Raw genomic sequence first — 11,904 nt, 5'->3', positions numbered from 1 at the left:
GGTACGCATTATGGTGGAAGCAGATATGGCCAAAGTAGCTGCCGACCATGCAGCTCAGCAGGTAAGAACCAATCTGGCAGAATATCTGGAGAAAGGCATTGTGAAGTAAACGGTAAATTACCTTTTTACATAAGTATATATAAGTAAGAATGAAAATGGATAAAGATACTAAAATCTATGTAGCCGGTCACAGAGGACTGGTAGGATCGGCCATTTGGAACAACCTACAGGAAAGAGGATACCACAACCTGGTAGGACGCACACATAAGGAGCTGAATCTGCTGGATGGAGTAGCTGTAAAGAAATTCTTCGATGAAGAGCAACCCGAGGCTGTAGTGCTGGCAGCCGCTCATGTGGGAGGCATTATGGCCAATCTGCAATACAGAGCAGACTTTATCTATGAAAATCTGCAAATTCAGCAAAACGTCATAGGCGAAAGTTTCCGCCACGGAGTCAAGAAGCTGCTCTTTTTGGGAAGTACCTGCATCTACCCCAGAGAGGCACCGCAACCCATGAAAGAAGAATGCTTGCTGACATCGCCGTTGGAATACACCAACGAACCTTACGCCATAGCCAAAATTGCCGGACTGAAAATGTGTGAAAGCTTCAATCTGCAATACGGTACCAACTACATTGCCGTGATGCCCACCAACCTGTATGGTCCGAACGACAACTTCCATCTGGAAAACAGCCATGTTCTGCCAGCTATGATGAGAAAAGTGTATCTGGCCAAATGCCTGAACGAAGGAAACTGGGAAGCTGTAAGAAAAGACATTAACCTGCGCCCGGTAGAGGGAGTAGACGGCAGCCGGACAGAAGAAGAAATCAGACAGATTCTGGCCAAATACGGCATCACAGCCGAAGCTGTCACCCTGTGGGGAACCGGAAAACCCATGCGCGAATTCCTGTGGAGCGAAGAAATGGCCGACGCCAGTGTACACGTACTGCTGAACGTGGACTTCAAGGACACCTACCGTGAAGGTGAAAAAGAGATTCGTAACTGCCACATCAACGTTGGAACTGGAAAAGAACTGAGTATCCGCGAAGTGGCCGAAAAGATTGTTGCCGAAATCGGATTCAAGGGTGAACTGAAGTGGGATGCCAGCAAGCCGGACGGCACAATGAGAAAGCTGACCGACGTAAGCAAGCTGCACGGACTGGGATGGCACCACAAGGTAGAAATAGACGAAGGAATACACCGTCTGTACGAATGGTACAAACAAGGAATCTGCATCAACCATCAGACTGTGTAAACCCCTAAGATACGTATACCGTACAAATGACACACCGATGAGACTGCCACAGCATCATCGGTGTGTTTTTGTATTACAGCATTCCCTCTCTGTGTTCCTGGCAATAGATGTTCAGATGAAAAGTGTAACAGAATCGTAATACTTGTTTCATGCGTCCGTAATAAAAATGCCTCACTTTTGCCTGCGAAAAGAAATAAAGTATAACTTTGTAACAGGAAGAGGACGTACCGTTACAGACGGGAAAAGTGCTTCCCAGTTGCAACTTAAAACCAGGAAACAATGAACAATTACCGGATCTTAGTAGTAGACGATGAAGAAGATTTGTGCGAAATCCTGAAGTTCAACCTTGAGAACGAAGGATACGAAGTGGATACTGCAAACTCGGCCGAAGAAGCCCTGCGAATGGACATCAGCAGTTACAACCTGCTACTGCTTGACGTAATGATGGGAGAGATATCGGGATTCAAAATGGCAAGTATGCTCAAGAAAGATAAAAAGACAGCACAAGTGCCCATAATCTTCATCACAGCTAAAGACACGGAAAACGATACTGTAACAGGATTCAATCTTGGAGCTGATGACTACATATCGAAACCATTCTCACTGCGTGAAGTAGCAGCACGGGTTAAAGCCGTACTGAGACGTACAGGACAGGGGGAAAGCGAACGGATGCCCGAGCAATTGGTCTATAAAACGCTGGTTCTTGACATTGTGAAGAAAAAAGTTTCCATTGATGGACAGGAAGCTCCGCTGACCAAAAAAGAATTCGAAATTCTGCTGCTGTTGCTGCAAAACAAAGGACGTGTCTTCTCGCGCGAAGATATTTTGGGACGTATCTGGAGCGAGGAAGTCTATGTGCTCGACCGTACCATAGACGTTAACATCACCCGCCTGCGCAAAAAAATCGGTATTTACGGAAAATGCATTGTAACTCGCTTGGGATATGGATACTGCTTTGAAGCCGAATAAAGATGAACGGCATTTTCTGTCATTCAGCCGGAAGTTATTTCTTTCGGTTATCTCGCTGTTTCTTGCATTCGCAGCTTGCTTCATCGCTTATCAGTACCAACGTGAAAAAAGCTACAAAATAGAATTGCTCAACACACAATTGCAGGATTATAACGAGCGTTTATCGTTCGAACTGCGTATTGTTCCCGACAGTCTGTGGACCAGCACTTTGGACAATTACATCAATAGAGTAAACAATAACCTGCGTGTCACTCTTATCAGTCTGAACGGGAAAGTGATATACGACAGTTACAAAGGTAAACAGGAACCAGGTAATCACCTTGGACGCCCGGAAATACAACAAGCACTTCGGCAAGGAAAAGGATACGACTTACGCCGTATGTCAGAAACTACCGGAATGCCCTACTTCTATTCGGCAACTCTACAAGACAATTATATCATACGTTCGGCACTGCCATACAACTTGAATCTGATTCATAACCTGGCTGCCGACCCTCATTACATCTGGTTTACCGTTATCGTAACCTTACTGCTGATATTCATCTTTTACAAGTTTACAGCAAAACTTGGAAAAGCCATCACCAATCTTCGCGAATTTGCCAAACGGGCCGACCGCAATGAACCGATTGAAATGGATATACAGGCTGCATTCCCCCATAATGAGTTGGGAGAAATCTCGCAACACATCATCCAGATATACCGACGCCTGCGAGAGACAAAGGAGGCTCTTTACATCGAAAGAGAAAAACTGATCACACACTTACAGACATCGCGAGAAGGACTAGGTGTATTTACTAAAGATAAAAAGGAAATACTCGTCAATAACCTCTTCACACAATACGGTAACCTTATTTCGGACCAGAATCTGCAAACTACCGAAGAGATATTCTCTATCTGTGAGTTTCAGAAAATAACCGACTTTATCAACAAGTCGCAGAAACGTCCGGCTAATGCAACGGAAGAAAAGCGCATGTCGCTCAACATCAACAAAAACGGACGTATCTTTATCATCGAATGCATCATCTTCCAAGACCGTAGCTTCGAAATCTCGATTAACGACATAACCCAGGAAGAAGAGCAAATCAGACTGAAGAGGCAACTGACCCAAAATATAGCTCACGAACTGAAAACCCCGGTAAGCAGTATACAGGGCTATTTGGAAACCATCGTCAGCAACGACAGCATCCCACGCGAAAAGATGCAGACTTTCCTGGAGCGCTGCTATGCCCAAAGCAACCGCCTGAGCCGACTGCTACGCGACATCTCCGTGTTGACACGTATGGACGAAGCAGCCAACATGATCGATATGGAAAAGGTAGACATCAGCCTGCTGGTTGGAAACATCGTCAACGAAGTAGCTTTGGAACTGGAAGAAAAACATATTACAGTAGTCAACTCGCTGCAACCCAAAATACAGCTGAAAGGCAACTATTCGCTGCTCTACTCCATTTTCCGGAATCTGATGGACAACGCCATCGCCTACGCTGGTACCAACATATATATACACATCGGCTGTTTCCGCGAAGACGAGAACTTCTATTATTTCAGCTTTGCAGATACAGGGGTAGGCGTAGCTCCTGAGCACCTGAACCGCCTGTTCGAACGCTTCTACCGGGTAGACAAAGGCCGTTCGCGCAAGCTGGGCGGAACCGGCCTCGGACTGGCCATTGTGAAAAACGCCGTTCTGATACACGGAGGAACCATCTCGGCCAAAAACAGGCAAGGAGGAGGACTGGAGTTCGTATTCACACTGGCCAGGGAAAAATAAAATATTACCTTCGTAACATGTACTAATTTGCCGGAGATTTCCCTTGTAAATCCCCGGCTTTTTCTTATCTTTGCGCTGCATTGGTTTGCAATCCTCTTTCGGGAAAGCAATTAAAAGGGAATCAGGTGAGAATCCTGAACAGTCCCGCTGCTGTAAGTTTCGTGAAGTGTGACAGGCACATACCTCTTAAGCCACTGGATACGTCCGGGAAGGCGTCTGCCACAGAAACAAGTCAGAAGACCTGCCATGCAACACACTTTATCATTGCTTTCGAGGAAAAAGCGTTGAGTTTGATGAACCGGACAACTATTTCCTGTCCAAATCATTTCAACTGATTCAAAGAAAGTAAAAAGGTAAATGAACTCTGCCAAGTTTATTGAGAATGTCCGGTCGAAGTGATTTCGCCCGGACATTTGTTTTTTTACAAAGGGAAACGAACTTCTTGCTTTATAGAAGAAAAATCACTATCTTCGACTCCTGAGCAATAAGTCATAGACTTATTCCGTTAACCAAATGTCAAACCCTCAAAAAAAGAAAAACTAATCAACTATGGAATTACCCTTTGCCGAATCCTGGAAAATAAAGATGGTAGAACCCATCCGCAAAAGCACCCGACAAGAACGTGAACAATGGCTGAAAGAAGCCCATTACAATGTATTTCAACTGAAATCTGAACAAGTCTACATCGACCTGATCACCGACTCGGGTACAGGCGCCATGAGCGACCGCCAATGGGCCGGAATGATGCTGGGCGATGAAAGTTACGCAGGTGCTTCATCGTTCTTTAAACTTAAAGATACCATTACCAGACTGACCGGATTCGAATACATCATCCCCACCCATCAGGGACGAGCCGCCGAAAACGTACTCTTCTCCTATCTGGTGCATGAAGGAGACATCGTGCCTGGCAACTCACACTTTGATACGACCAAAGGACACATTGAAGGACGCAAAGCTTTCGCACTGGACTGTACTGTCGACGAGGCTAAGCAAACACAACTTGAAGTTCCTTTCAAGGGAAACGTCGATCCTGCCAAACTGGAGAAAGCCTTGCAGGAACACGCCGACCGGATTCCTTTCATCATCGTCACCATCACCAACAATACGGCAGGAGGACAACCCGTATCCATGCAGAACCTGCGTGAAGTACGTGCCATAGCTGACAAATACGGCAAACCCGTTCTGTTCGACTCGGCCCGTTTTGCCGAAAACGCCTATTTCATCAAGACACGCGAAGAGGGCTACCAAGACAAGAGCATCAAACAAATTACCCGTGAAATGTTCAGCCTGGCCGACGGCATGACCATGAGTGCGAAAAAAGATGGCATTGTCAACATGGGTGGTTTCATCGCAACCAACCGGAAAGATTGGTACGAAGGCGCCAAAGGCTTCTGCGTACAGTTCGAAGGTTATCTGACTTATGGAGGCATGAACGGACGCGACATGAACGCACTGGCCATCGGCCTGGACGAAAATACCGAGTTCGACAATCTGGAAACCCGCATCCGACAAGTGCAATATCTGGCCTGCAAACTGGATGAATACGGTATCCCCTACCAACGTCCGGCTGGCGGACATGCCATCTTCATCGATGCTCCCAAGGTGCTGACTCACGTTCCTAAAGAAGAATTTCCGGCTCAGACACTCACAGTAGAGTTATATCTGGAGGCTGGCATACGGGGATGCGAGATAGGTTATCTGCTGGCCGACCGTGATCCTGTGACGCGCGAAAACCGATTCACCGGCCTGGATCTCCTGCGCCTTGCCATACCACGCAGAGTGTATACAGACAACCACATGAACGTAGTAGCAGCTGCACTGAAGAATGTATACGACCGACGCGAAAGCGTGACACGAGGCGTACGCATCGCCTGGGAAGCACCCCTGATGCGACATTTCACCGTGCAACTGGAAAGACTGTAAACAACTTATTATTTGAAGTAAGTAGACGTATCAGCCAGGGTCAACTGGCTTAGAAGAATAAGACAAGCACTTGGAGCAGGACGGCCTCAGTATACCGTCCACGTCAATACAAAATCAGGATGGAGCAGATAACGGATGAGAAACGTTCGTTGCTGCTCCGTCTTATATTCACAAGCACGAAATTCTCCCCTTTCTTGCGGAACAAACGGCAGTATCTGCAAATGATCACACAAATCGACTTCGGAACGGTCTATACATTTAAACATTACTTCCTTAGCCGACCAGTGAAGCAGCAAGCTCCACGTGTCATCGCCCTGATAAGGAATTGGCTGTTCGTCGGCACGCATGAACTTCGACGAAATCCGATGCACGCGAGTAGCATATTGCTCAATATCGATACCTGCAGGTGTCGATGCCAGCAACAAAGCCACATAACCACGTGTATGCGAAATACTGATGTGAAAGCTGCCGTCAGCCAGATAGGGCTTGCCGGAAGGTAAATAAGCAATCTCTTTGTCGGCTCCCAACAGAGTACGCAGCAGAAGCCGGACCGACAGCCATTCATGCCTACGCTGCACTGCATGGAAACGTTCGGACGCCTGACGGCAAAGATCCGTGTCGGCCAACTGACGGCACAATTCCTCGTACGATTCATCCATCCGCCATACTCCCAGCAGAAATCCGTCCTCCTTATGCTGCATGAAAAGACTCAAGACACCACCCTCCGTTTATGCATTACCTTCAGCCTCGTCCGTAAGGGGATTGACTGTGAACTTAACTTTCAGAATGCGTCGGTTATCCATTTCGAGTACCTCGAATTCATAACGCTCATAGCTAACCTTCTCATGCAAAGCCGGGAACTCGCCTTTCAACTCCAGCAACAGCCCGGCTACCGTATCGGCATCGCCGGCTACCTCGTCGAAAGCAGTATCGTCAATGTGAGTTACCTTATAGAAATCGGTCAGCTGTGTTTTGGCTTCGAATACCCACGTATGGTCATTCAATATCGTGTACGTACGTTCTTCGTCATCGTACTCGTCACGTATTTCACCTACAATTTCCTCAATGATGTCTTCCATTGTCACAATGCCCGACGTACCTCCAAACTCGTCTACAACGATGGCAATGTGTATTTTATTAGCCTGGAAGTCACGCAGCAGATCATCAATCATCTTTGTCTCAGGCACAAAATAAGCCGGACGGATCAGCGACTGCCAACGGAAATTGTCACCTTTGTTCAGATGCGGAAGCAAATCCTTGATATAGAGTACTCCCTTGATGTTATCGCGCGTTTCGGCATATACAGGAATACGCGAGTATACATTCTCGACAATACACTTCAGCACATCTTTAAATGGGGTACGTATTTCAAGGTCGACCACATCCAAACGGGAAGTCATGACTTCTTTCACCGTCTCGCCACCGAAACGGATGATGCCTTCGAGGATATTGCTTTCTTCTTTCAACTCAGCCTTGTCCGTCAATTCCAATGCATGCGAAAGTTCGTCGACAGAAATGTTGTGGTTCTTACGGGTAACATGCTTGTTCAGAAACGCCGTGGAATGTACCAGAACAGAAGCCAGCGGATAGAAGAACGAACGGAACATCGTAATGCCCGGAGCTGCAAAACGGCAGAATGCCAAGGTCTTCTGAGCAGAATAAATCTTAGGCATAATCTCGCCAAACAGCAACAGCAGGAAAGTAAGTATAACCGTCAGCACCAGAAACTCGGCAACAGGCGAGTGAAATTCGAAGACAGTCATAAAGAAGAAGTTGCAAAGCATGATGATGGTCACATTCACAAAGTTGTTTGTAATCAAAATCGTAGCCAGCAACCGCTCGGTATCATCCAGCAATCGGCTGATTTTTTCATCGGAAGGGTTCTTCTTCTCGGCAATGGCACTCAAGTCTGCCGGAGAAAGCGAAAAGAAAGCTATTTCGGATGCAGATGCAAATCCGGAAACAAGCAGGAGCAGTCCTGCCAAAACAATGGCTATAATAGCCGAAACAGAAGGTGTATGTACGGAAATTCCGTTAAATACGTCTGCCAACTGGCATAAAAAAGCGTCTGGGTCCAAAGAATCGGGTTTTAGTTAAACAATTAGAACGGCAAATCATCCGCCTGGTTATTCTGAACAGAAGCTGCCGGAGATGAAGCTGGTTGCTGGGGCTGTTGTGGAGTTGGAGCCGCTGAAGTGTTTCGGGGCGAAAGCATCTCCATGTTGTCCACAAAAATCTCGGTCACATAGCGCTTGATGCCTGCCTGGTCATCATACGAACGGCTGCGGATTTTTCCTTCCACATAAAGCTTGTCGCCTTTATGTACATACTGGTCCACAATCTCGGCCAGACGGTTACGGAATACCAGATTATGCCACTCCGTACGGTCGGGTATCTGCGTACCATTCTGCAAGGTATATCCTTTCTCGGAAGTAGCAAAAGATACTTGCGCCACACATGCGCCACCGTCGTAGTATGTCACCTTCGGATCCTGTCCGACATTGCCCAACAATATTACCTTATTTACCGACATAGACTTCTATTTTATCAATTCGCCGCCAAAAGTAACAAGAATAATTACACAATGCAAGAATCGGCACCTACTTTTCACTCGTATTTTTCCAGGAACGCATGTATCAGCCTGGGCACTGCATATTGTCCAAGCTCTTCCCGGGACACCCGCCGATAAGCTGAAAACGAACGCGTTTCTTCCGGCAACACCACTTCATAGAAACTGGCATAGATCACACGGTGGGACAATACATGCTTCACCCCACGACGCAAACAACGCAACTGCGGCTTATCCTCTGCAGCAAACAAGTCACGGAATTGGGGCAACTGCACAAACTCAGCTTCCGGCATATCGCGTTCGGTCTCGATCAGCGGAAGTTCGAACAAATTCTTCCAGATGTCATTCCCGGTACGTTTATTTATATACGTGTACGCGCCTGCACGTACATATATATAATTGAAAAAACGATCGGTAGTCTTCGTCTTATGCTGTTTCACCGGCAATTGGTCCACCCTTCCCTGTGCCAGTGCCGCGCACGTATCGCACAAAGGACAATACATGCACAAAGGCGATTGCGGCGTACATTGTATGGCTCCGAAATCCATGATGGCCTGATTGTACTCCGCCGGTCGGGAGGCAGGAAGCATCTCCTGTGCCAAAGCCGCAAACAGTTTCTTTCCTTCGGCCGAATCAATCGGAACTTCAATGCCCCAATAACGCGACAAGACACGATAGACATTTCCGTCAACCACGGCATAAGGCATGCCATAAGCTATCGAACAGATGGCCGCAGCCGTATAATCCCCTACTCCCTTCAGAGCACGCACTCCCTCGTACGTACTGGGGAATACTCCGTTCATGCTACGTGCCGCCTCGTGCAGATTGCGTGCACGCGAGTAATAGCCCAGCCCTTGCCAGTACTTCATGACTTCGTCTTCGGAGGCCTCGGCCAAAGCGTGTACGTCGGGAAAGCGCTGCACAAAGCGCAAAAAATAATCGTACCCCTGCGCCACCCTGGTCTGTTGCAAAATAATTTCCGAAACCCAGATCAGATAAGGGTCCTTTGTATTCCTCCATGGCAGTTCGCGAGCATTATCCGCGTACCACCCAAGCAATGTTTCGCTAAAAATATTCATGCCGCAAAAATAGTACATTTCCCGCCCGATAAAGCCTAATGCAGCGACTTTTTCAAAAAATAGTCCGAAATATATTTTTCAGAGACGCGGAAAAGCTATATATTTGCAGTCCAAAAAATTAAGAAACAGTAATAACCATATTTGTAGAAAAAATGACTAAAGCTGACATTGTAAACGAAATTGCAAAAAACACCGGAGTTGATAAGACCACCGTACTTACAACCGTTGAAGCATTCATGGAAGCAGTAAAGGCATCCTTGTCAAGAGAGGAAAATGTTTACCTCCGCGGGTTTGGTAGTTTTGTTGTAAAGAAGAGAGCACAGAAAACTGCCCGTAATATCTCTAAGAATACAACGATTATCATTCCGGAACACAATATTCCGGCGTTTAAGCCTGCAAAGACATTCACTCTTTCAGTGAAAAAATAATAAACAATAGTATTAACCCATAAAATTTTAGAAGCTATGCCAAGCGGAAAGAAGAAAAAAAGACATAAAATGTCTACGCACAAGCGTAAAAAAAGACTAAGAAAGAACAGACATAAAAGCAAAAAGTAAATCTTAGTCTGAAAGACAAGACAAAAGAACAAACTTGTGAAACAAAAGGTCTCGCGGGTTTGTTCTTTGTTTAAGTAATGAATTGTGCCAGCAACAAGCCGGCAAGAAAAAACGGAGCATATATACATCTCCCGACTTGTTTCCTGCCAGCTTGTCCACAATGAAACCCTGTATTATCAAACAAAAACAAAAGTAACGACTGTGACCAGCGAACTCGTTGTAGACGTACAGCCCAAAGAAGTCTCCATCGCCCTGCTCGAAGACAAGCAACTGGTGGAACTTCAGAGCGAAGGAAGAAACATTTCTTTCTCCGTGGGCAATATGTATTTGGGGCGTGTCAGGAAACTGATGCCCGGTCTGAATGCCTGCTTCGTGGACGTGGGTTACGAGAAAGACGCTTTTCTTCACTACCTGGACTTAGGTCCGCAATTCAACTCGTTAGAGAAATACGTAAAGCAAACTTTAAGCGACAAGAAGAAAATCAACCCTATCACCAAGGCAACCATACTCCCCGACCTTGAAAAAGACGGCACCATAGCCAATACCCTCAAGGTAGGACAGGAAGTTGTGGTTCAGATTGTCAAGGAGCCTATTTCGACCAAAGGCCCCCGACTGACGTCCGAACTGTCTTTTGCCGGAAGATACCTCGTACTGATACCTTTCAACGATAAGGTTTCCGTATCGCAAAAAATTAAATCGAGCGAAGAACGGGCCCGCCTTAAGCAACTGCTGATGAGCATCAAGCCGAAAAACTTCGGCGTTATCGTCCGCACCGTAGCCGAAGGCAAACGGGTAGCCGAACTCGACGGAGAACTTAAAGTACTGCTGAAACACTGGGAAGACGCCGTAGTAAAAATACAGAAAGCCACCAAATTCCCCACTCTGATTTACGAAGAAACCAGCCGCGCCGTAGGACTGTTGCGCGACTTGTTCAATCCATCGTTCGAGAACATCTATGTGAACAACGAAGCCGTGTTCCACGAAATCAAGGATTACGTAACTCTCATTGCCCCTGAACGGGCAGGAATCGTGAAACTGTATAAAGGCCCTCTCCCCATCTACGACAATTTTGGCATCACCAAGCAGATTAAATCCTCTTTTGGTAAGACCGTTTCATACAAAAGTGGTGCCTACCTGATTATTGAGCATACTGAGGCGCTTCACGTAGTAGACGTGAACAGCGGTAACCGCACCAAGAATGCCAACGGGCAGGAGGCCAACGCACTGGAAGTGAATCTGGGAGCTGCCGACGAACTGGCACGCCAACTGAGACTTCGCGATATGGGAGGTATCATCGTCGTGGACTTTATCGACATGAACGAAGCCGAGAACCGGCAGAAACTCTACGAGCGCATGTGCCAGAACATGCAAAAAGACAGGGCACGCCACAACATCCTGCCCCTGAGCAAATTCGGGCTGATGCAAATCACACGCCAGCGGGTACGCCCCGCCATGGACGTGAATACGACAGAAACCTGCCCCACATGCTTCGGGAAAGGCACCATCAAGTCGTCCATCCTCTTTACCGATGCCCTGGAAAGTAAAATAGACTATCTGGTAAACAAGCTGAAGATAAAGAAATTCTCGTTACACATCCACCCGTACATCGCCGCCTACGTCAACCAAGGGCTGATGTCCCTGAAACGGAAATGGCAGATGAAATACGGATTTGGCATTAAAATCATTCCCAACCAGAAACTTGCGTTTCTGCAATATATCTTCTACGACCCGCAAGGCGAAGAGATAGATATGAAAGAGGAAGTAGAAATTAAGTAAATCGAAGCGG

At 46.8% G+C, this 11,904-nt stretch carries 10 protein-coding genes, 1 pseudogene and 1 riboswitch; of the genes and pseudogenes, 7 read left to right on the top strand and 4 right to left on the bottom strand.

The window, feature by feature from the left end:
- The 5 genes and pseudogenes from QVP67_RS05280 to QVP67_RS05260 form a co-directional block, all read left to right on the top strand.
- Positions 1 to 109: pseudogene (locus QVP67_RS05280) on the top strand (GDP-mannose 4,6-dehydratase); the annotation flags it as partial.
- A 46-nt stretch (positions 110 to 155) separates the two neighbouring features.
- Complete coding sequence (locus QVP67_RS05275) at positions 156 to 1,253, top strand: GDP-L-fucose synthase family protein (protein WP_022162517.1); 1,098 nt, start codon at positions 156 to 158, stop codon at positions 1,251 to 1,253.
- Between the two features lie 279 nt (positions 1,254 to 1,532).
- Positions 1,533 to 2,222, top strand: coding sequence for a response regulator transcription factor (locus QVP67_RS05270; protein WP_022162516.1), 690 nt, complete (start codon positions 1,533 to 1,535; stop codon positions 2,220 to 2,222).
- On the top strand, positions 2,197 to 3,990 hold the full coding sequence (locus tag QVP67_RS05265; RefSeq protein WP_022162515.1) for a sensor histidine kinase: 1,794 nt from the start codon (positions 2,197 to 2,199) through the stop codon (positions 3,988 to 3,990). Before QVP67_RS05270 ends, QVP67_RS05265 begins: the two co-directional genes overlap by 26 nt.
- 63 nt (positions 3,991 to 4,053) lie before the next feature.
- Positions 4,054 to 4,253, top strand: a riboswitch (cobalamin riboswitch).
- Positions 4,254 to 4,539: 286 nt separating this feature from the next.
- Positions 4,540 to 5,913: a tryptophanase gene (locus tag QVP67_RS05260; protein ID WP_022162513.1), complete on the top strand. Its 1,374-nt coding sequence runs from the start codon at positions 4,540 to 4,542 to the stop codon at positions 5,911 to 5,913.
- Positions 5,914 to 5,999: 86 nt separating this feature from the next.
- Here QVP67_RS05260 and QVP67_RS05255 read toward each other — a convergent pair whose 3' ends face one another.
- From QVP67_RS05255 to mutY, 4 genes are all read right to left on the bottom strand, one after another.
- Entirely contained in the window at positions 6,000 to 6,626 is a 627-nt protein-coding gene (locus tag QVP67_RS05255) for a 4'-phosphopantetheinyl transferase family protein (protein WP_022162512.1), read from the bottom strand.
- 15 nt (positions 6,627 to 6,641) lie between these two features.
- The gene (locus QVP67_RS05250; RefSeq protein ID WP_022162511.1) at positions 6,642 to 7,991 is read right to left on the bottom strand and encodes a gliding motility-associated protein GldE; all 1,350 of its coding nucleotides are present in this window, start codon (positions 7,989 to 7,991) and stop codon (positions 6,642 to 6,644) included.
- A 23-nt stretch (positions 7,992 to 8,014) separates the two neighbouring features.
- Positions 8,015 to 8,446, bottom strand: coding sequence for a single-stranded DNA-binding protein (locus QVP67_RS05245; protein ID WP_022162510.1), 432 nt, complete (start codon positions 8,444 to 8,446; stop codon positions 8,015 to 8,017).
- Between the two features lie 74 nt (positions 8,447 to 8,520).
- On the bottom strand, positions 8,521 to 9,561 hold the full coding sequence (mutY, locus tag QVP67_RS05240; protein WP_288179927.1) for an A/G-specific adenine glycosylase: 1,041 nt from the start codon (positions 9,559 to 9,561) through the stop codon (positions 8,521 to 8,523).
- A gap of 152 nt (positions 9,562 to 9,713) precedes the next feature.
- On the opposite strand from mutY, the gene QVP67_RS05235 reads away from it, so the two are divergent.
- Both QVP67_RS05235 and QVP67_RS05230 read left to right on the top strand, forming a co-directional pair.
- Positions 9,714 to 9,989, top strand: a complete 276-nt coding sequence (locus QVP67_RS05235) for an HU family DNA-binding protein (RefSeq protein ID WP_022162508.1) — start codon at positions 9,714 to 9,716, stop codon at positions 9,987 to 9,989.
- A gap of 330 nt (positions 9,990 to 10,319) precedes the next feature.
- Positions 10,320 to 11,894: an Rne/Rng family ribonuclease gene (locus tag QVP67_RS05230; RefSeq protein WP_022162507.1), complete on the top strand. Its 1,575-nt coding sequence runs from the start codon at positions 10,320 to 10,322 to the stop codon at positions 11,892 to 11,894.
- Positions 11,895 to 11,904 lie beyond the last annotated feature (10 nt).

Source organism: Bacteroides sp. CAG:633 (assembly GCF_000435115.1).
GTDB classification, from domain to species: Bacteria; Bacteroidota; Bacteroidia; order Bacteroidales; family Bacteroidaceae; genus Bacteroides; species Bacteroides ndongoniae.
The sequence above is the reverse complement of the archived record's forward strand: the minus strand, read 5'-3'. Positions and strand labels throughout refer to the sequence as shown.